Origin of the sequence: Pseudomonas sp. L13, from assembly GCF_009935965.1 — a bacterium.
In the GTDB taxonomy this organism is placed as follows: domain Bacteria; phylum Pseudomonadota; class Gammaproteobacteria; order Pseudomonadales; family Pseudomonadaceae; genus Aquipseudomonas; species Aquipseudomonas lactis.
In genome coordinates, this window is the sequence record NZ_QODJ01000041.1 from 1 (window position 1) to 20,087 (window position 20,087).

The 20,087-nt window shown below is 59.3% G+C and carries 18 protein-coding genes and 2 pseudogenes; 13 read left to right on the forward strand and 7 right to left on the reverse strand.

What is annotated here, in order from left to right; all coding sequences use genetic code 11:
- Positions 1 to 332 (reverse strand): annotated as a pseudogene (locus tag DK871_RS19290) (IS110 family transposase); the annotation flags it as partial.
- Positions 333 to 536: 204 nt separating this feature from the next.
- Here DK871_RS19290 and DK871_RS19295 point away from each other — a divergent pair.
- From DK871_RS19295 to DK871_RS19325, 7 genes are all read left to right on the forward strand, one after another.
- A complete protein-coding gene (locus DK871_RS19295; RefSeq protein ID WP_161906304.1) occupies positions 537 to 1,796 on the forward strand; it encodes an AGE family epimerase/isomerase in 1,260 nt (419 codons plus the stop codon).
- A gap of 104 nt (positions 1,797 to 1,900) precedes the next feature.
- Complete coding sequence (locus DK871_RS19300; protein ID WP_161906305.1) at positions 1,901 to 3,187, forward strand: ABC transporter substrate-binding protein; 1,287 nt, start codon at positions 1,901 to 1,903, stop codon at positions 3,185 to 3,187.
- Positions 3,188 to 3,343: 156 nt separating this feature from the next.
- Positions 3,344 to 4,252 (forward strand): carbohydrate ABC transporter permease, encoded by a 909-nt coding sequence (locus DK871_RS19305; RefSeq protein WP_161906306.1) that lies wholly within the window; start codon positions 3,344 to 3,346, stop codon positions 4,250 to 4,252.
- Positions 4,245 to 5,090, forward strand: a complete 846-nt coding sequence (locus tag DK871_RS19310; RefSeq protein WP_003193763.1) for a carbohydrate ABC transporter permease — start codon at positions 4,245 to 4,247, stop codon at positions 5,088 to 5,090. The genes DK871_RS19305 and DK871_RS19310 overlap by 8 nt, the downstream gene beginning before the upstream one ends.
- 2 nt (positions 5,091 to 5,092) lie before the next feature.
- Positions 5,093 to 6,253 carry an ABC transporter ATP-binding protein gene (locus DK871_RS19315; protein ID WP_047711648.1) on the forward strand — a complete coding sequence of 387 codons (1,161 nt, stop codon included), beginning with the start codon at positions 5,093 to 5,095 and terminating at the stop codon, positions 6,251 to 6,253.
- Positions 6,254 to 6,350: 97 nt separating this feature from the next.
- The gene (locus DK871_RS19320) at positions 6,351 to 7,697 is read left to right on the forward strand and encodes a carbohydrate porin (protein WP_161906307.1); all 1,347 of its coding nucleotides are present in this window, start codon (positions 6,351 to 6,353) and stop codon (positions 7,695 to 7,697) included.
- A 98-nt stretch (positions 7,698 to 7,795) separates the two neighbouring features.
- On the forward strand, positions 7,796 to 8,641 hold the full coding sequence (locus DK871_RS19325; protein WP_047711647.1) for a D-hexose-6-phosphate mutarotase: 846 nt from the start codon (positions 7,796 to 7,798) through the stop codon (positions 8,639 to 8,641).
- Positions 8,642 to 8,754: 113 nt separating this feature from the next.
- On the opposite strand, the gene DK871_RS19330 is transcribed toward DK871_RS19325, so the two are convergent.
- Complete coding sequence (locus DK871_RS19330) at positions 8,755 to 9,615, reverse strand: MurR/RpiR family transcriptional regulator (protein WP_169856377.1); 861 nt, start codon at positions 9,613 to 9,615, stop codon at positions 8,755 to 8,757.
- A gap of 220 nt (positions 9,616 to 9,835) precedes the next feature.
- Here DK871_RS19330 and zwf point away from each other — a divergent pair, with 220 nt between their 5' ends.
- The 3 genes from zwf to DK871_RS19345 are packed head-to-tail and all read left to right on the forward strand — an operon-like array spanning position 9,836 to position 12,685.
- Positions 9,836 to 11,302 (forward strand): glucose-6-phosphate dehydrogenase, encoded by a 1,467-nt coding sequence (gene zwf / locus DK871_RS19335; protein ID WP_120248622.1) that lies wholly within the window; start codon positions 9,836 to 9,838, stop codon positions 11,300 to 11,302.
- Positions 11,289 to 12,002 carry a 6-phosphogluconolactonase gene (pgl, locus tag DK871_RS19340; RefSeq protein WP_161906308.1) on the forward strand — a complete coding sequence of 238 codons (714 nt, stop codon included), beginning with the start codon at positions 11,289 to 11,291 and terminating at the stop codon, positions 12,000 to 12,002. The genes zwf and pgl overlap by 14 nt, the downstream gene beginning before the upstream one ends.
- 17 nt (positions 12,003 to 12,019) lie before the next feature.
- Positions 12,020 to 12,685, forward strand: a complete 666-nt coding sequence (locus DK871_RS19345; protein ID WP_026067364.1) for a bifunctional 4-hydroxy-2-oxoglutarate aldolase/2-dehydro-3-deoxy-phosphogluconate aldolase — start codon at positions 12,020 to 12,022, stop codon at positions 12,683 to 12,685.
- A 191-nt stretch (positions 12,686 to 12,876) separates the two neighbouring features.
- On the opposite strand, the pseudogene DK871_RS19350 reads toward DK871_RS19345, so the two are convergent.
- The 3 genes and pseudogenes from DK871_RS19350 to DK871_RS19355 form a co-directional block, all read right to left on the reverse strand.
- A pseudogene (locus DK871_RS19350) lies at positions 12,877 to 13,368 on the reverse strand (class V aminotransferase); the annotation flags it as partial.
- Complete coding sequence (locus DK871_RS29750) at positions 13,359 to 13,484, reverse strand: hypothetical protein (protein ID WP_375139748.1); 126 nt, start codon at positions 13,482 to 13,484, stop codon at positions 13,359 to 13,361. The pseudogene DK871_RS19350 and the gene DK871_RS29750, both read right to left, overlap by 10 nt.
- Before the next feature lie 11 nt (positions 13,485 to 13,495).
- The gene (locus DK871_RS19355; protein WP_003193750.1) at positions 13,496 to 13,732 is read right to left on the reverse strand and encodes a DUF3820 family protein; all 237 of its coding nucleotides are present in this window, start codon (positions 13,730 to 13,732) and stop codon (positions 13,496 to 13,498) included.
- A 203-nt stretch (positions 13,733 to 13,935) separates the two neighbouring features.
- Between DK871_RS19355 and DK871_RS19360 the strand changes: the two genes are divergently transcribed.
- Complete coding sequence (locus tag DK871_RS19360; protein WP_020303130.1) at positions 13,936 to 14,403, forward strand: PA2169 family four-helix-bundle protein; 468 nt, start codon at positions 13,936 to 13,938, stop codon at positions 14,401 to 14,403.
- 129 nt (positions 14,404 to 14,532) lie between these two features.
- Here the strand turns inward: DK871_RS19360 and DK871_RS19365 are convergent, their stop codons facing one another.
- Both DK871_RS19365 and DK871_RS19370 read right to left on the reverse strand, forming a co-directional pair.
- Positions 14,533 to 15,003, reverse strand: coding sequence for a MaoC family dehydratase (locus tag DK871_RS19365; protein WP_003193747.1), 471 nt, complete (start codon positions 15,001 to 15,003; stop codon positions 14,533 to 14,535).
- A 56-nt stretch (positions 15,004 to 15,059) separates the two neighbouring features.
- The gene (locus DK871_RS19370; RefSeq protein ID WP_161906309.1) at positions 15,060 to 16,004 is read right to left on the reverse strand and encodes an alpha/beta hydrolase; all 945 of its coding nucleotides are present in this window, start codon (positions 16,002 to 16,004) and stop codon (positions 15,060 to 15,062) included.
- 219 nt (positions 16,005 to 16,223) lie between these two features.
- On the opposite strand from DK871_RS19370, the gene fadD2 reads away from it, so the two are divergent.
- Complete coding sequence (gene fadD2, locus DK871_RS19375; RefSeq protein WP_161906310.1) at positions 16,224 to 17,912, forward strand: long-chain-fatty-acid--CoA ligase FadD2; 1,689 nt, start codon at positions 16,224 to 16,226, stop codon at positions 17,910 to 17,912.
- Between the two features lie 381 nt (positions 17,913 to 18,293).
- Complete coding sequence (fadD1, locus tag DK871_RS19380) at positions 18,294 to 19,985, forward strand: long-chain-fatty-acid--CoA ligase FadD1 (protein WP_161906311.1); 1,692 nt, start codon at positions 18,294 to 18,296, stop codon at positions 19,983 to 19,985.
- Positions 19,986 to 20,087: the final 102 nt, after the last annotated feature.

The following is a 20,087-nucleotide window of genomic DNA, read 5'->3' on the forward strand; positions in this document are numbered from 1 at the left end:
AAGGCATCGTTGCGATCATTTTTCGGGCCGCTGCGATGAGTGGCCACATGCTGAGCCGGCAGGATGCGCACTGAATTGCCCTGCGCTTGCAGCAATCGCGCCCATGCCTGAGCACCTGGCCCGGTTTCCACCAGCACCGTCACGCTTGCTGGGAGCTTAAGAAGAAAGGCTTGAAAGGCCTCACGTGACTTAATCCGATCCTCGAATATCACTTGGCCGAGCGCATTCTCACCGGCCACCTGGAAGACCTTTTTGGCAAGGTCTACCGCGACGTTTATGCAAGTAGATACATCGGCTGACAAAGACTGATTGATCGTCGTATGCTTTTTCATGGACTCGCCCTCGCTGTCGTTGGCTTCTATAAGAATGCCACCGTGGCGCATAGACGCCTCGGCTTGGGCGAGTCCATCCAATTACATTAGGATTAGGGTGTTGATTGTCACCATTTGGTGACATTTACCCTCCCTTTCGTTACTTGCCCATCCCACGCCCTTGTTTAGACTCCGGTCATCCCAAAAAAACAATAAGGGCCACCCATGACCACCCATCCACTGCCTGCCAGCAGTTGGCTGAATGCACCTGCCCATCACGCTTGGCTCGCCGCCGAAGGCCAGCGCCTGCTGGCGTTTGCCAAGGCGTCGCACCTGCCGGACGGTTTCGGCAACCTCGACGATAAAGGCCAGTTGCCAGCCAACGCCCGCGCCGAAACCATGAACACAGCGCGTATGACCCACAGCTTTGCCATGGCCCATGCCATGGGGTTGCCCGGTTATTCAGAACTGGTGGCGCACGGTGTGGCGGCCCTCAGCGGCCCGCTGCACGACAGCGAGCACGGTGGCTGGTTCGCCGCGCCCCACGCGGTTGATGGCAATACCGGCAAGGCTGCCTACCTGCACGCCTTCGTGGCCCTCGCCGCCAGCTCTGCCGTGGTGGCCGGCGCGCCGGGTGCACAAACCTTGATGAACGACGCGATCCATATCATCGACCAGTTCTTCTGGAGCGAAGAGGAGGGCGTCATGCTCGAATCCTTTGCCCGGGACTGGAGCGGCGTCGAAGCCTACCGTGGCGCCAACAGCAACATGCACGCCACCGAAGCCTTCCTGGCGTTGGCCGATGTCAGCGGTGATACACGCTGGCTGGACCGCGCGCTGCGCATTGTCGAGCGAGTGATCCACACCCACGCCGCCGGCAACCAGTTCATGGTCATCGAGCATTTTGATGCCCAGTGGCAGCCCTTGCTCGGTTACAACCAAGACAACCCCGCCGATGGCTTTCGCCCTTACGGCATCACACCCGGCCATGGTTTTGAATGGGCGCGGTTGCTGCTGCACCTGGAAGCTGCGCGCCTCAAGGCCAAGCTCGCCACGCCGGACTGGCTGGTGAGCGACGCCAAAGGCCTGTTCGCCAGTGCCTGCGAGTACGCCTGGGCGGTGGATGGTGCGCCGGGCCTTGTCTACACTTTGGATTGGAACCAGTGCCCGGTGGTACGCGAGCGCCTGCACTGGACCCATGCTGAAGCCAGCGCCGCCGCTCAGGCGCTGCTCAAACGTACCGGAGAGCTGCATTACGAAACCTGGTACCGACGCTTCTGGGAGTTTTGCGAAACCCACTTCATCGACCGGCTCCAGGGCAGTTGGCACCACGAACTCAGCCCGCACAACCAAACCAGCAGTAAAATCTGGGGCGGCAAACCTGATCTGTACCATGCCTGGCAAGCGGTTGTGCTGCCTGCACTGCCCTTGGCACCCAGCTTGGCCAGTGCATTGGGCAGCGGATGCTATGTCACCAAGTGGTGACATTTGTGCGTCCCTTTGTTACCTGCGCCCTGAAAATCCATGTTTAAACTCCGTGCAGCGCAAGCTCTAGACTTGCATGCATAACAACAAGAAAAGGTACTCAGATGAACGCGATTAATCGCCTCGCCGTCGCTATTTCCATTGCCTCGTTGTTCCCCCTCAGTGCATTTGCCGCCGACTCCAAAGGTACGGTGGAAGTGGTGCATTGGTGGACCTCCGGCGGTGAAAAAGCGGCTGTGGATGTCCTGAAGGCCCAAGTTGAGAAAGACGGCTTCACCTGGAAAGACGGTGCTGTAGCCGGTGGCGGTGGCGCCACTGCCATGACCGTGCTCAAAAGCCGCGCGGTCGCCGGCAACCCGCCAGGCGTTGCCCAGATCAAAGGCCCCGACATCCAGGAATGGGCGTCTACTGGCCTGCTCGACACCGACGTGCTCAAAGACGTCGCCAAAGAAGAAAAGTGGGACTCGCTGCTCGACAAGAAAGTCTCCGACACCGTGAAATACGACGGTGACTACGTGGCCGTGCCGGTGAACATCCACCGCGTGAACTGGCTGTGGATCAACCCGCAAGTCTTCAAGAAAGCCGGCATCACCAAGAACCCAACCACCCTCGAAGAATTCTACGCAGCGGGCGACAAGCTCAAGGCTGCAGGCTTCATTGCGCTCGCCCACGGCGGCCAGCCTTGGCAGGACAGCACCGTGTTCGAAGCGGTGGTGCTTTCGGTAATGGGCGCTGATGGTTACAAGAAAGCCCTGGTCGACCTGGATAACGGCGCATTGACCGGCCCGGAAATGGTCAAGGCCCTCACCGAGCTGAAGAAAGTCGCGACCTACATGGACGTCGACGGCAAGGGCCAGGACTGGAACCTGGAAGCTGGCAAGGTCATCAACGGCAAGGCCGGCATGCAGATCATGGGTGACTGGGCCAAGTCAGAATGGACTGCGGCCAAGAAAGTCGCCGGCAAGGATTATGAGTGCGTAGCGTTCCCGGGCACTGATAAAGCCTTCACCTACAACATCGACTCCCTGGCGGTGTTCAAGCAGAAAGACAAAGGCACTGCGGCGGGCCAGCAGGACATCGCCAAAGTCGTGCTGGGTGAAAACTTCCAGAAGGTGTTCAGCATCAACAAGGGCTCGATCCCTGTGCGTAACGACATGCTGACCAAGATGGAATCCTACGGCTTTGATTCCTGCGCCCAGACCGCCGCCAAGGACTTTTTGGCCGACGCCAAGACCGGTGGCCTGCAGCCAAGCATGGCCCACAACATGGCCACGACCCTGGCGGTGCAAGGTGCGTTCTTTGATGTCGTGACCAACTACATCAACGACCCGAAAGCCGACCCGGCCGACACGGCCAAGAAGCTTGGCGCGGCGATCAAGTCGGCCAAGTAACACAGCCACTGTAGGAGCGAGCTTGCTCGCGAAAAACTCAAGGTCACCGCGTTCATCCTGTATGCACGCGTTATCGTTGAAGTCCTTCGCGAGCAAGCTCGCTCCTACAGGGTTCGGTTCAGCTGCTAGTCCTTTTTCTCTGTACTGGATTTTCCCATGAGTTCTGTTGCTGCATTCAGCAAGGCCTCGCCATTCGATGTGCTGCAGCGCTGGCTCCCTAAACTGGTGCTGGCGCCGAGCATGTTCATCGTGCTGGTGGGCTTTTATGGCTACATCCTGTGGACGTTCGTGCTGTCGTTCACCACCTCGACCTTCCTGCCCAGCTACAAATGGGCGGGCCTGGCGCAGTATCAGCGGCTGTTCGACAACGACCGCTGGTGGGTGGCGAGCAAGAACCTGGCCGTGTTCGGCGGCATGTTCATCGGCATCACCCTGGTGATCGGTGTGCTGCTGGCGATTTTCCTCGACCAGAAAATCCGCCGCGAAGGCTTTATCCGCACCATTTACCTGTACCCGATGGCGCTCTCCATGATCGTCACCGGTACCGCCTGGAAATGGCTGCTCAACCCGGGCATGGGCCTGGACAAACTCTTGCGGGACTGGGGCTGGGAAGGCTTCCGTCTCGACTGGCTGATCGACCCGGACCGCGTGGTCTACTGCCTGGTCATCGCCGCTGTATGGCAAGCCTCCGGCTTTATCATGGCGATGTTCCTCGCCGGCCTGCGCGGTGTTGATCAGTCGATCATTCGCGCTGCGCAGATTGATGGCGCGAGCCTGCCACGTATCTACTGGAGCGTGGTGCTGCCCAGCCTGCGTCCGGTGTTCTTCAGTGCGGTGATGATCCTGGCGCATATTGCGATCAAGAGCTTCGACCTGGTGGCGGCAATGACCGCAGGCGGCCCGGGCTATTCGTCCGACCTGCCGGCGATGTTCATGTACTCGTTCACCTTCAGTCGCGGCCAGATGGGCATGGGCTCGGCCAGTGCAATCCTGATGCTCGGTGCGATCCTCGCGATCATCGTGCCGTACCTGTATTCCGAGCTGAGGACCAAGCGCAATGACTAGTCTCGCCGCCAAACCTGCCATCAGCCTGAGCCGCATCGCGATCTACGCGGTGCTGATCCTGGCGGTGCTGCTGTACCTGGTGCCGCTGGTGGTGATGCTGCTCACCAGCTTCAAGACCCCGGAAGACATCAGCACCGGTAACCTGCTGAGCTGGCCCACCGTGGTCAGCGGCATCGGCTGGGTCAAGGCCTGGGCCACTGTGGATGGCTACTTCTGGAACTCGATCAAGATCACCGTTCCTGCTGTGCTGATCTCTACCGCCATCGGCGCCTTGAACGGCTACGTGTTGTCGTTCTGGCGCTTCCGCGGTTCGCAGCTGTTCTTCGGCCTGCTGCTGTTCGGCTGCTTCCTGCCGTTCCAGACCGTGCTGCTGCCCGCGTCGTTCACCCTCGGCAAGATGGGCCTGGCCAGCACCACCACCGGCCTGGTGTTTATCCACGTGGTCTACGGCCTGGCGTTCACCACGCTGTTCTTCCGTAACTACTACGTGAGCATCCCGGATGCGCTGATCAAGGCGGCACGCCTGGACGGAGCGGGGTTCTTCACCATCTTCCGCCGGATCATCCTGCCGATGTCGACGCCGATCATCATGGTCTGCCTGATCTGGCAGTTCACCCAGATCTGGAACGACTTCCTGTTCGGTGTGGTGTTCTCCAGCGGCGACTCCCAGCCCATTACGGTGGCGCTGAACAACCTGGTCAACACCAGCACCGGGGCCAAGGAATATAACGTGGATATGGCGGCGGCGATGATCGCCGGGCTGCCGACCCTGCTGGTCTATGTGATCGCAGGCAAGTATTTCGTGCGCGGCCTCACGGCCGGCGCGGTCAAGGGGTAATCATGGCTACGCTTGAACTTCGCAATGTAAACAAGACCTATGGCGCCGGCCTGCCCGACACCTTGAAGAACATCGAACTGTCGATCAAGGAAGGCGAGTTCCTCATCCTGGTCGGCCCGTCGGGCTGCGGTAAATCAACGCTGATGAACTGCATCGCCGGCCTTGAGACCATCACCGGCGGCGCGATCATGATCGGTGATCAAGACGTGAGCGGCATGAGCCCCAAGGACCGTGACATCGCCATGGTGTTCCAGTCCTACGCGTTGTACCCGACCATGAGCGTGCGCGAGAACATCGAGTTCGGCCTCAAGATCCGCAAGATGCCGCAAGCCGACATCGACGCCGAAGTGGCGCGCGTGGCGAAGTTGCTGCAGATCGAACACCTGCTCAACCGCAAGCCGGGCCAGTTGTCCGGGGGCCAGCAACAGCGCGTGGCCATGGGCCGTGCCCTGGCGCGTCGGCCGAAGATCTACCTGTTCGACGAACCGCTGTCCAACCTCGACGCCAAGCTGCGCGTCGAGATGCGTACCGAAATGAAGCTGATGCACCAGCGTCTGAAAACCACCACCGTCTACGTGACCCACGACCAGATCGAAGCGATGACCCTGGGCGACAAAGTGGCGGTGATGAAGGACGGGATCATCCAGCAATTCGGCACGCCGAAAGAAATTTACAACGACCCTGCCAACCTGTTTGTGGCAAGCTTTATCGGTTCACCACCGATGAACTTCGTTCCCATGCGCCTAAAACGCCAGAACGGTGATCTGTTGGCGGTGCTCGACAGCGGCCAGGCCCGTTGCGAGTTGGCGCTGGGCATGAATGACGCCGGGCTCGAAGACCGCGATGTGATCCTGGGCCTGCGCCCGGAGCAGATCGTGCTGGCCGCGGGCGAGGGCAATGGCTCGTCGAGCATTCGCGCCGAAGTACAGGTAACCGAGCCGACCGGCCCGGACACCCTGGTGTTTGTGCAGCTCAACGACACCAAGGTCTGCTGCCGTTTGGCGCCGGACGTGGCACCGCAAGTGGGCGAGACCCTGACCTTGCAGTTCGACCCGGCCAAGGTATTGCTGTTTGACGCCAAGACCGGCGAGCGGTTGGGCACGGCGGCTTCATTGCCGGCACAGGGGCATGCCGACAATGTGACCCAGTTCAAGGGCCGTTGAAGCATTGTGATTAATGCTTAACCTGTTGTTTTAAATAAAAAATGTAACCCGCGTTAGATAAAAACAGTTTAATAACAATAAAGACGAGGATGTAGGGATGAAAAAGCAACACAACAACACCCGGCTGATCTGCCAACTGTCAGCGGCAGCAGCCCTTGTATTGTCCGCCAATGCGATGGCGGCCGATGCATTCAGCGCCGATTCCAAGTGGATGACCGGGGATTGGGGCGGCGAGCGTACCAAGCTGATCGAGCAAGGTATCGACATCAAGGCCGACTACGTGGGCGAGATGGGCTACAACGCCCACGGCGGCTACAACGACGACAAGACCGGTCGTTACTCCGACCAGTTCGGTCTGGGCGTGGCGCTGGACCTGCAAAAACTGTGGGGCTGGGATAACACCCAGGCCAAGATCCAGTTGACCAACCGTAATGGCCAGAACATCTCCAATGACCGCATTGGCGACCCGCGTGCCGGCACCTTGAGTTCCTCGCAAGAAGTGTATGGCCGTGGCCACATGGTGCGTCTGACCCAGTTCTGGATTCAGCACCAGATGTTCGACAACAAGCTGGACGTGAAGCTCGGTTACTTCGGTGAAGGTGAAGACTTCAACACCTTCCCGTGCGACTTCCAGAACCTGTCGTTCTGCGGCTCCCAGGTCGGTAACTACGTCAATACCTGGTACAACTGGCCGGTCGCCCAGGCCGCTATCCGCGTGAAGTACAACATCACGCCTGAGCTGTATGCGCAAATCGGTGCCTACAACCAGAACCCGTCGCAGCTGGAGCACGGCAACGGCTTCAAACTGAGCGGCAGTGGCACCAAGGGCACCGTGATCCCGGTGGAATTGGTCTGGTCGCCGAAGGTTAATAACCTGCCGGGCGAATACCGTGTGGGCTTCTATAAAAGTGCGGCCGATGCTCCGGATGTACGTGAAGACGTCAACGGTAACGATGCGGTCCTTACTAAAGCAGACTTCCGTACCCGCAGCAGCAAGAAAGGCTACTGGTTCGTTGCGCAACAGCAACTCACCACCCATAACGGCGACGCTTCCCGTGGCCTGAACATCGCAGCCAACGCGACCTTCCATGACAAGGAAACCAACCTGGTCGACAACTACCAGTCGTTGATGCTGGTGTACAAAGGCCCATTCGACGCGCGTCCAAAAGATGACGTCGGCATTGGCGTCGCTCGCCTGCATGTCAACAATGATGTGAAGAAGAACTCTGAGCTGCTCAACGACGCCAGGGGTGTGAGCGACTACGACAATCCGCTGTACACGCCGATTCGTGAGACTGAGTACAACGTCGAACTCAACTACGGTTTCCACGTCACCAACTGGCTGACCGTGCGTCCGAACCTGCAGTACGTTGTCCAGCCTGGCGGCGTGGATAAAGTCGACAACGCGCTGGTAGCGGGCCTGAAAATTCAGTCTACGTTCTAACGCTGTTGCGATAAGCTCCTCTCTCTGTGCGCATTTGCGGGTAGCCATGGCTATCCGCTTTTTTTTGCGTGGCACTGTGATATTCGGGACCTGGGCACATGCACGAGCAACCGCTGCAACGCTTTTTCAAATCCCTGCGCGAGCGTCCGGTGTTCGCCTGGGAGCGCTTTCAGATGCGCGATGTGTTGGTGATCGACCACCCGCTGTGCCAGGCGGTGTTCAGTCGCCAGGGCGCGCAACTGTTGCACTTTCAGCCTACCGGCCAGAAACCTTGGCTGTGGTGCGCGGCCAAGTGGCCGCAGGTCGGCGCCATTCGGGGCGGCGTGCCGGTGTGCTGGCCGTGGTATGGCCGCCACCCCAGCGAAAATGCCTGGCCTTCCCACGGTTGGGCCCGCTTGATCGACTGGAAACTGCTCGACAGCAGCACCGATGACGACGGCGTGCGCCTGCATTGGCAATTGCAGCTGTGCGACTGGCAGGTGGACTTGCACGCGCACCTGGGCGACACCCTGGAACTGCGCCTGAGTACCGAGCATCACGACGAGTTGCCGTGCCAGTTGAGCCATGCATTGCACGCTTACTGGCGTATTGGTCACGTTGATGAGGTAGCGCTGTCTGGGCTCGAAGGGGCGCAGGGTTATGACCAGCTCAATCGCCAGGTTTGCCAGCAGGAAGGTGAATTGCGGGTCGATGGTGGATGCCAGCGGGTGTTCCAGCATGAGGGTGAACTACAGCTCAAGGACCACGCCTGGCAGCGCGAACTGTGCATCGACACGGGCGACACTGCCGACACCGTGGTGTGGCACCCGGGGAGCCGGCCGTTATTGGGTGTGAGCTTTAACGAAGCGTCGGGGTTTGTGTGCGTAGAGGCGGCGATGGCGGCGGCGAGCCTGGCGCCGGGGGAGAGGGCGCACTTGAGTTTGCAGGCGCGGGCTGGGGCTTAGCGGTGTGGCTGATGGCGCTATCGCAGGCAAGCCAGCTCCCACAGGGGAATGCATTCCAAATGTGGGAGCTGGCTTGCCTGCGATAGCGCCGGTACTGCTGGTAGAACTGCCTGCTAGTTGAACTCATCCCCCACCGGATACCGGCTGTCATTCAAGCTCTCTTTGATCTTGCGCAAATGCGGCTGGAAATCCACCCCGCGACGCAAGGTCATGCCGGTTGCCAACACATCCAGCACCGTTAACTGAATGATCCGAGAAGTCATCGGCATGTAGATATCGGTGTCCTCCGGCAATGGAATGTTCAGGCTCACTGTACTGGCTTTGGCCAGCGGCGAGTTCTCGGCGGTCACGCCCAGCACCGACGCACCGTTTTCCCGAGCGATACGCGCTACTTCCACCAGCTCGCGGGTACGGCCGGTGTAGGAAATGATCACGAACAACTCACCGGTGTGCGCCACCGAGGCGATCATGCGTTGCATCAGCACGTCGGCATGGGCGGTCACTGCCAGGTTGAAGCGGAAGAACTTGTGCAGCGCATCCATGGCCACGGGGGCTGAAGCGCCCAAGCCAAAGAAGTGGATCTGCCGTGCCTGGATCAACAAGTCCACGGCCTTGCTGATCAGCGCCGGGTCCAGGGCCTGGCAGGCACTGTCCAGAGAGGCAATGGCGCTGCCAAAGATCTTCTGGGTGTAGGCCTCGGGGTTATCATCGGCCTCCACGGCGCGGCTGACATACGCGGCGCCACTGGCCAGGCTTTGCGCCAGCTGCAATTTAAGTTCAGGGTAGCCGCTGACACCGAACGAACGGCAGAAACGGTTGACCGTCGGTTCACTGACCGAAGCGGCCTGGGCGAGGGCGGCGATCGAGAAGCGTGTGGCCTGCTGCGGGTTGAGCAGGATCACTTCAGCGACTTTGCGCTCGGCCTTGTTCAATTCTTCGAGGCGGTTCCGGATCTGTTCCAGAAGATTTCGCACGCGGTCCATTCAGTCTTTCCTTCGGGCGACGATGCAAATAAAAAGGCGGTAACCAATCGATGAGTGGCTTTTCGCGGTGGCCTATCCTACTGAGGGTAGCTGAACACCACCACTCGCAATGCGTTTTTCCGGAAAATGTTGTGGTTATTACTACATTTTTCCTTGAGTGATGCCTTGAAAAAAGGTATTTGTAGCTTAACTTGATAAAAGAACAAACATCATGCCTTCGATAACCGTGGAACCCTGCACCTTTGCCCTGTTTGGCGCCTTGGGTGATCTGGCGCTGCGCAAGTTATTTCCTGCCCTTTATCAACTCGATGGCGCCGGGTTGCTGCACGACGACACACGCATCCTGGCCCTGGCCCGTGAAGCCGGCTCCGAGCAGCAACACCTGGCCCATATCGAAAAAGAACTGCGTAAGTACGTCGGCAAGGAACTCGACGAAGCCGTGGCCCAGCGTTTCCTCGCGCGCCTTTCGTATGTGCATGTCGACTTCATGAAGGCCGACGACTACGTTGCCCTGGCCGAAAAAGTCGGCAGCGATCAACGCCTGATCGCTTACTTCGCCACCCCTGCGGCGGTGTACGGCGCGATCTGCGAAAACCTGTCCAAGGTCGGCCTGGCGGAAAATACCCGCGTGGTGCTGGAAAAACCCATCGGTTCGGACCTGGAGTCGTCGCGCAAGGTCAACGACGCCGTGGCGCAGTTTTTCCCGGAAAACCGCACCTACCGCATCGACCACTACCTGGGCAAAGAGACGGTGCAGAACCTGATCGCCCTACGTTTCGCCAACAGCCTGTTCGAAACCCAGTGGAACCAGAATTACATCTCCCATGTGGAAATCACCGTGGCCGAGCAGGTTGGCATCGAAGGCCGTTGGGGCTATTTCGACAAGGCCGGCCAGCTGCGCGACATGATCCAGAACCATCTGTTGCAACTGCTTTGCCTGATTGCCATGGACCCGCCCGCCGACCTGTCTGCCGACAGCATCCGCGACGAGAAGGTCAAGGTGCTCAAGGCCCTGGCGCCGATCAGCCCTGAGGGCCTCACCACTCAAGTGGTGCGCGGCCAGTACATCGCCGGCTACAGCGCCGGTAAAGCCGTGCCGGGTTATCTGGAAGAAGACAATTCCAACACCCAGAGCGACACCGAGACGTTCGTTGCCCTGCGTGCCGATATCCGTAACTGGCGCTGGGCCGGCGTGCCGTTCTATCTGCGTACTGGCAAGCGTATGCCGCAAAAGCTGTCGCAGATTGTCATCCACTTCAAGGAACCGTCCCACTACATCTTCGCCCCCGAGCAGCGCCTGCAGATCAGCAACAAGCTGATCATCCGCCTGCAGCCGGACGAGGGTATTTCCTTGCGTGTGATGACCAAGGAGCAGGGCCTGGACAAAGGCATGCAACTGCGCAGCGGGCCACTGCAACTGAATTTTTCCGACACCTATCGCAGCGCACGCATCCCTGATGCCTACGAGCGATTGTTGCTGGAAGTGATGCGCGGCAATCAGAACCTGTTTGTTCGCAAAGATGAAATCGAAGCCGCGTGGAAGTGGTGTGACCAGTTGATCGCCGGGTGGAAAAAATCCGGTGATGCGCCCAAGCCGTATGCGGCGGGGTCCTGGGGGCCGATGAGCTCGATTGCACTGATCACGCGGGATGGGAGGTCGTGGTATGGCGATATCTGAATTGAAACTGCCTCAGGGCGTCACTGCCCATGAGTACCGTACGCCTGCGCTACTGGCCGATGGCCTGGCCAATGACGTGGCTGAACAACTGCGCGGGGCAATCAGTGCCCGTGGCGAGGCGACGTTGGTGGTGTCCGGTGGCCGCAGCCCCGTGGCGTTTTTCCAGAACCTGGCCAAGCAGGGCCTGGACTGGTCCAGGGTCACCATCACCCTCGCCGATGAGCGCTGGGTGCCGGTCGAACATGCCGACAGCAATGCTGGCCTGTTGAAGCAACACTTGCTGCAAGGTCCGGCGGCCAAGGCGAAGTTCTTGAGCCTGTACAGCTCTGCCGCCAACCTTGAAGACGCTGCCGAGCAGGCTGATCGCCTGCTGGGCGAGTTGCCAGCCATTGATGTGCTGGTGCTGGGCATGGGCGATGACGGCCACACCGCATCGCTGTTTCCCAACAGCCCCAACCTGAGTGAAGCGCTGAAGGCCGACGGTACCCGCCGTTGCTGGCCGATGCTGGCGCCCACTGTGCCGCACCAGCGCCTGACCATGAGTCGTGCGTTGCTGGCCACGGCCGACTACACCGTGCTGTCGATTTCCGGCAGTTCGAAATTGACGACCTTGAGCGCCGCCCTGGCCAGCGACGATGTTGCTGCCATGCCGATTCGCGCGTTTTTGCAACCTACTCTAGAGATTTACTGGTGCCCATGAGCCAAGGATCAGCCGCTATGAAAAGCCCTCAACCGACCGTGTCCATGGCGGATAAAGTTGCCTTGATCGACAGCCTCTGCGCCAAGGCGCGGATCCTGCCGGTGATCACCATCGCCCGCGAGCAGGACATCCTGCCGTTGGCCGACGCCCTGGCCGCTGGCGGTTTGACCGCGCTGGAAGTGACCCTGCGTTCCGAGTTCGGCCTCAAGGCCATTCAGGTCTTGCGCGAGCAACGTCCTGAGCTGTGCACCGGTGCCGGTACCGTGCTCGACCGTCACATGCTCGAAGCGGCAGAAGTGGCAGGCTCGCAATTTATCGTCACCCCCGGCATCACCCGTGACTTGCTGGAAGCCTCGGTGCACAGCCCGATCCCGCTGCTGCCGGGCATCAGCAACGCCTCCGGCATCATGGAAGGCTATGGCCTGGGTTATCGCCGCTTCAAGCTGTTCCCGGCTGAAGTCAGCGGTGGCGTTGCGGCCATCAAGGCGCTCGGCGGCCCGTTCGGCGAAGTGAAATTCTGCCCGACTGGCGGTGTTGGCCCGGCTAATATCAAGAGCTACATGGCGTTGAAGAACGTGATGTGCGTGGGCGGGAGCTGGATGCTGGATCCGGAGTGGGTCAAGAACGGCGACTGGGCGCGTATCCAGGAAGTCACTGCCCAGGCGCTGGCGCTGCTGGACTGAACTGATTTATCGAATCGTTGTTGCTGTGCTTAACGGCATTTTTGCGGCGCACTTGGTCGGTGTGCCGCTTTTTTTTGCCTGTAATTCCTGTAGGAGCGAGCTTGTTCGCGAAAAACGCACCGGCGCTGTGTTTATTCAGGAAGCACACGTTATCGTTGACGTTTTTCGCGAGCAAGCTCGCTCCTACAGTTTTAGTCGGTGTTTAGTTGGGTGATTGCATGGACCAGCGCGTTGATGTCCGCCGCCGACGTCACCAGCCCCGGCGTCACCCGAATACAGGTGCCAAACGCCGCGCCCGTGCGCGTAGTGGTGAACAGGCCGTGCTGCTTGAGCAACCGGTCCACCATCACCTGCTGATCATGCCCGATGAACTTGAAGGCGGTGATCCCGCAATACAGTCGCGGGTCATCCGAAGTCAGCACTTCAATCCCCGCCAACGGCCGCACCTGGTTCACCCACAGGTTGCGCAGGTGATTGACGCGTGCGCCCTTGGCCGCAGCGCCACCCAATTGTCGATGCTCTTCAAGCACCAGGGGCAAGGTCATCAGCGCGGGGAAGTTCGGCGTGCTGTAGGACGTACGCGCTCGCACATCGGTGGCCGGGTAGTGGAATTCACCCATGTCCGGGTCGATATCGGCCAGGCGTTCCGGTGCGATGTACAAAAAGCCCAGGGTCAGCGGTGCATCGCCCGGCTCATGCGTCCGAAGTAGCCGTTTTCCAGGTTGATCGGGCCGGGCTCGCACTCGTAACGCTGGGCGATGGCTTGCCAGTGCGGTTCGTTATCAGCATTCCTTGGCATGTCGAATCTCTCTAATGGCGGGGGGCGGGTCTGCCGTGTTTGGCGCGCAGCGGTTCGAGCAATTCGGACAGGCCGTTGTGGTCGATTTCCTGCATCAAGGCCAGCAAACCGCCCAGTTCCCCGTGGGGGAAACCTTCACGGGCGAACCAATTCAGGTAGGGCCCAGGCAGGTCGGCAATGATCCGGCCTTTGTATTTGCCGAAGGGCATTTGGCGGGTGATGAGCAGTTCGAGTTTTTCGGGATTCATGAGCGTCGCAGGGTTGAGGCCAGGCTTTCGAAAATACAGGCATTCTGCATGAAGGCCAAATGACAGATCATGCAAATAACCAAGATACAGATGGTTCAATAATTCGTAACATGTTGAAATTAAACATAAAAATAATTTTTTAAAACCTGGCACGGGCGCTGCAATAACCAAGGCAACCTTCTAACCCGTACAAGGAATTGAAAATGACTGATATCAACAAAGAATCGATCTCCGTACTCAACGACCTGATCGAGACCAGCATCGACGGCCAAAAGGGTTTCAAGGAATGCGCTGAAGACATCAAGCATCCAGAACTCAAGGCACTGTTTGCCAAGCGTGCCGTTGATTGCGGTACCGCTGCCGAAGAACTGAAAACTGCCGTGCGTGCCTTGGGTGGCGATCCTGAAGATTCCGGCAGCATGGCCGGCGCCCTGCACCGTGGCTGGGTCGACGTGAAGTCGATGGTCACCGGCAAGGATGAAGAGGCCGTATTGAACGAAGCCGAGCGCGGTGAAGATCACGCACTGAAGGCTTACAAGGAAGCCATCGAGAAGATCAACAAGCATAACCTGGTGGGTATTCGCGACCTGGTTGAGCGTCAGTACCACGGTGTGCAGCGCAACCACGACCAGGTAAAAGCCCTGCGTAACCAGGCTCGCGCTCAGTCGTAAGCCTTACGCTGGACCTAATGTGGGAGCGGGCTTGGTCGCGAAAGCGGTGGATCAGTCACGGTTGTATTGACTGACACACCGCCTTCGCGAGCAAGCCCGTTCCCACATTTGTTTTATGCAAGGGCTGGATCAGCCGATGCTGATCGGCGGCAATTCGGTCAGGGTCACGACTTGCTGCTTACGTGGCGCCAGAATCTCCGCCTCGCCATCTACCACCAACTCATCGCGCTGGTTGAACACCCGAGTGGCAATACGCACGCGAAACTTCGGCAGTTTCTCGAGGATTTCCAAGCGCACGGTCAGGGTGTCGCCGATCTTCACCGGTTTCTGAAAGGTCATCTGCTGGCCGATGTAAATCGTGCCCGGCCCAGGCAGCTCGCAAGCCACCGCGGCGCTGATCAGTGCACCGCTGAACATGCCGTGGGCAATCCGCTCCTTGAACATGGTCGCCTTGGCGTATTCAGCGTCCAGGTGCACCGGGTTGTGGTCACCCGACATGGCGGCGAACAGCTGGATATCGCGCTCTTCGACGGTTTTGCTGAAGCTGGCAGTCTGGCCCACTTCAAGCGCTTCGTACGGGGTGTTGGTTACCTGGGTCATCTCAACGTGCATCCTGTGGCTTAACGGTAATTAATCGGCTGATTTTAAAGCAAAAACTATTCGCAGCGGGTGGGCCTGCGCAACGCCAGCGCCTGGTCGAGCCAGGCCAGCAGGTCGGCGGTGACTTCATCCCGGTTGGTTTCGTTGAAGACTTCATGGCGCGCCTGCGGGTAGAGCGTCAATTGCACGTCCTGGCAACCGGCCTCACGCAGGGCGTGGGCCAGATCCTTGAGACGCTTGCCTTCACTCACCGGATCACAATCGCCGCCCATCACCAGGATCGGCAGGCCAGGATCGATCTGCGCCAGGTTGGAGACTTTGCTGATCTGCTGCAAGCCGCCCAGCAGGTCGATCCACAGTTGATTGGTGCAACGAAAGCCACAGAGTGGGTCGTTGATGTAGTTGTCCACTTCAACCGGATCGCGGCTGAGCCAGTCGAACTGGGTGCGGTTGGGTTTGAAGGCTTTGTTGAATGAGCCGAACGACAGGAAGTCAATCAACGCACTGCGCCCTCGCAGGCCTTGGCGTGCTCGCTCGATGCGCGCAATGATTTGCGCTGCACGGTAGAGGGCCACCGGCTGGAAATTCGAGCCGCTGAGTATTGCGCCATGCAAGCTGGCGCTGTGATGCAGCAAGTACGCCTGGGAGATATAGCTGCCCATGCTGTGGCCCAGTAGGATGATCGGCAGCCCGGCATGCTGTTGGCCGATATGCTGATTGAGGCTGGCCAGATCGCCCACCACTTTGTTCCAACCATCCGTTTCAGCATATAGCCCAACGGTGCCGGCCTCTGCAGTGCGGCCATGCCCACGCTGGTCCAGCGCATACACACCCAGGCTTGCTGCACACAATGCCTGCGCCAGGCGCGCATAGCGGCCGCCATGCTCGGCCATGCCATGGGAGATCATCACCACGGCCCTGGGCGGGCCGTCGGGCAGCCATTGGTTGACGTACAGACGGGTGTGGTCGTTCGCGGTCAGCCAGAAGGTGCTGTGGTTCATGGCGGCTTCCTTTGCTCAGAGTGGTTGCATTGTATAGCTCATCCCGCGTGGGGCGGGGTATCTGCCTACGCCTTAGGTACAAGATTCATACAATCAATGACACAGTTCAGCGTCTTGCCTGTTTGGCCATAGCTGCTAACTTCCCCAAAGCTCCGCTTCTTATTGCTGCACATCTGCATGGCAGCGGCCGGACACACTCAGGTAAAGAGGACAAGAATAATGCAACCTGATTTCTGGAATGACAAACGCGCGGCGGGAGTCCCCAATGCCATCGACCTTCGCACCTACAAGTCGGTGATCGAGGTCTTCGAGCGTTCCTGCAAGACCTTTGCCGACCGTCCGGCATTCAGCAGCATGGGCATTACCCTCACCTACGCCGAGCTTGAACGCCAGAGTGCGGCGTTTGCCGGTTACCTGCAGCAGCACACCGACCTCAAGCCCGGCGAGCGCATCGCGGTGCAGCTGCCCAACGTGCTGCATTACCCGGTTGCGGTATTCGGCGCACTGCGCGCCGGCCTCATCGTGGTCAATACCAACCCGCTGTATACCCCGCGCGAGATGCGCCACCAGTTCAAGGACGCCGGTGTGCGCGCGCTGGTCTACCTCAACCTGTTCGGTTCGCGGGTGCAGGAGGTGTGCAGCGATACCGAGATCGACTACTTGATCGAAGCCAGGATGGGCGATTTCATGCCCGCCGCCAAAGGCTGGCTGGTTAACACCGTGGTCGACAAAGTCAAGAAGATGGTCCCGGTCTACCACCTGCCGCGAGCAGTGTCGTTCAAGCGCGCCCTGCGCATGGGCGCGGGCCTTGGTGTGACGCGCCATCCGGTGACCCTGGATGACGTCGCCGTGCTGCAATACACCGGCGGCACCACTGGGCTGGCCAAGGGCGCGATGCTCACCCACGGCAACCTGGTGGCGAATATGCAGCAGGTGCGGGCGTGCATGTCGCAACTGGGCGACGACGGCCATCCGCTGATCAAGGAAGGGCAGGAGGTGATGATTGCACCGCTGCCGCTGTACCACATCTATGCATTCACGGCCAATTGCATGTGCATGATGGTCTCCGGCAACCACAACGTGCTGATCACCAACCCACGGGACATCGGCGGGTTTATCAAGGAACTCAAGCAGTGGCAGTTCTCCGGCCTGTTGGGGCTGAACACACTGTTTGTGGCGCTGATGGACCACCCGGATTTCAAGACCCTGGATTTCTCCCACCTGAAGATCACCAACTCCGGCGGCACTGCCCTGGTCAAGGCCACGGCGGAACGCTGGAAGGCGCTGACCGGCTGCGCCATCGGCGAAGGCTATGGCCTTACCGAAACCTCGCCAGTGGCCAGCACCAACCCCTACGGCGGCCTGTCGCGCCTGGGCACCGTGGGCATCCCGGTGCCGGGTACGGCGATGAAAGTCGTGGATGACCTGGGGCAAGAACTGCCGTTGGGCGAGCGCGGCGAGCTGTGCATCCAGGGCCCGCAAGTGATGAAGGGCTACTGGCAGCAACCGGCCGCCACCGCCGAAACCCTGGACGCCGATGGCTGGTTGAAGACCGGTGACATTGCGGTGATCGACACCGATGGCTATATCAGCATTGTAGATCGCAAGAAGGATTTGATCATCGTCTCGGGTTTCAACGTGTACCCCAACGAAATCGAAGACGTGATCATGGCCCACCCGGCCGTGGCCAACTGCGCCGTGATCGGCGTGCCGGACGAGCGCACAGGGGAGGCGGTGAAACTGTTTGTGGTGGCGAGGGCCGAGGGGGTGAGCCTCGAGGAGCTTAAGGCCTACTGCAAGGCCAACTTCACGGGGTATAAGGTGCCCAAGCATATTGTGTTGAGGGAGTCGTTGCCGATGACGCCGGTGGGGAAAATTCTGCGCCGGGAGCTGCGCGACATCGCTTGAATTGAAATAGGGTACAAAAATGTGGGAGCTGGTTTGCCCGCAATAGCAGTGTTTCAGTCGCCTGTTGAATTGACTGATCCATCGCTATCGCAGGCAAGCCAGCTCCCACACTGTATTTTTCGCCCTCGAAAGCCTGTTCTAGAGCCATTCCTGGCGCTATAGAATTTTTGCTCTAAAAGTGACCATTGGATATTCTTGAGTCATGTTTATGACTGTAGGGCCCTCTTTTGGCTCTAGGCGGCCCTTGGCAAAGCTGCTACTCTCGGCGCGCTTTGTGACTTCTAGGCCTGCTTGAAAGCGCCAGACTCACCTAAAAACATACACCAATAATAATCGCATCAAATGCGATGATGAATTCGCGTCGCTGAGGAGTGGGCTTCCATGAATGAAGACTTTTGGAAGGATAAGTACCCCGCCGGGATTGCTGCACAGATCAATCCAGACGAGTATCCGAATATTCAGGCGGTACTGAAGCAGTCCTGCCAGCGCTTCGCTAACAAACCGGCTTTCAGCAACCTGGGCAAGACCATCACCTACGGTGAACTGTACGAATTGTCCGGCGCATTCGCCGCCTATCTGCAACAGCATACCGACTTGAAGCCTGGCGATCGAATCGCCGTGCAACTGCCCAACGTTCTGCAGTACCCGGTCGCTGTATTCGGTGCGATCCGCGCCGGCCTGATCGTGGTCAACACCAACCCGCTGTACACCGCGCGGGAAATGGAACACCAATTCAATGATTCGGGGGCCAAGGCCCTGGTTTGCCTGGCCAACATGGCGCACCTGGCTGAAAAAGTCGTGCCCAAGACCGCCGTCAAGCACGTGATCGTCACCGAAGTTGCCGACCTGCTCTCGCCGTTCAAGCGTGTGCTGATCAACAGCGTGATCAAGTACGTGAAGAAAATGGTCCCGGCCTACCATTTGCCCCAGGCCATCAAGTTCAACGATGTACTCGCCAAGGGCCATGGCCAGCCGGTCAACGATGCCAGCCCGGCCAGCGGCGATGTGGCGGTGCTGCAATACACCGGCGGTACCACCGGCGTGGCCAAGGGCGCGATGCTGACCCACCGCAACCTCGTGGCCAACATGCTGCAATGCAAGGCGCTGATGGGCTCCAACCTCAACGAAGGCTGCGAGATCCTGATCACGCCGCTGCCGCTGTACCACATCTACGCCTTCACCTTTCATTGCATGGCGATGATGCTGATCGGCAACCACAACATCCTGATCAGCAACCCGCGCGACCTGCCGGCGATGGTCAAGGAACTGTCGAAGTGGAAGTTCAGCGGCTTCGTCGGCCTCAACACCCTGTTCGTGGCGCTGTGCAACAACGAAGGTTTCCGCAAGCTGGATTTCTCTGCGCTGAAGGTCACGCTGTCGGGGGGGATGGCGTTGCAACTGGCAGCGGCGGAGCGTTGGAAGGCGGTGACCGGCTGCGCGATCTGCGAAGGCTACGGCATGACCGAAACCAGCCCGGTGGCCACGGTCAATCCGATCCAGAACATCCAGATCGGCACCATCGGCATTCCGGTGCCTTCCACTGCATGTAAAGTCATCGCCGACGACGGCACTGAGCTTGCACTGGGCGAAACTGGCGAGCTGTGTGTGAAAGGTCCGCAAGTGATGAAGGGCTACTGGCAGCGCCAGGAAGCTACCGACGAGATGCTCGACAGCGAAGGCTGGCTGAAGACCGGCGACATCGCGATCATCCAGCCAGACGGCTACATGCGTATCGTCGACCGCAAGAAGGACATGATTCTGGTCTCCGGTTTCAACGTCTACCCCAACGAGCTGGAAGACGTGCTCGCGGGCCTGCCGGGCGTGCTCCAGTGTGCGGCCATCGGCGTACCGGATGAAAAGTCCGGCGAGCACATCAAGCTGTTCATCGTGGTCAAGCCAGGGGCTACGCTCACCAAGGACCAGGTGATGGAACACATGCGTGCCAACGTCACCGGCTACAAGGTGCCCAAGGCCGTCGAGTTCCGTGATGCGTTGCCGACCACCAACGTGGGCAAGATCCTGCGGCGTGAATTGCGGGATGAAGAGCTGAAGAAACTCGGGCTCAAAAAGTAACCCATAAAAAACCCCGCTGATGCGGGGTTTTTTATGGGGGCGCGGTCATCACCTGCCGTAGGAGCGAGCTTGCTCGCGAAAAACGTTAACGGTAACGCGTGC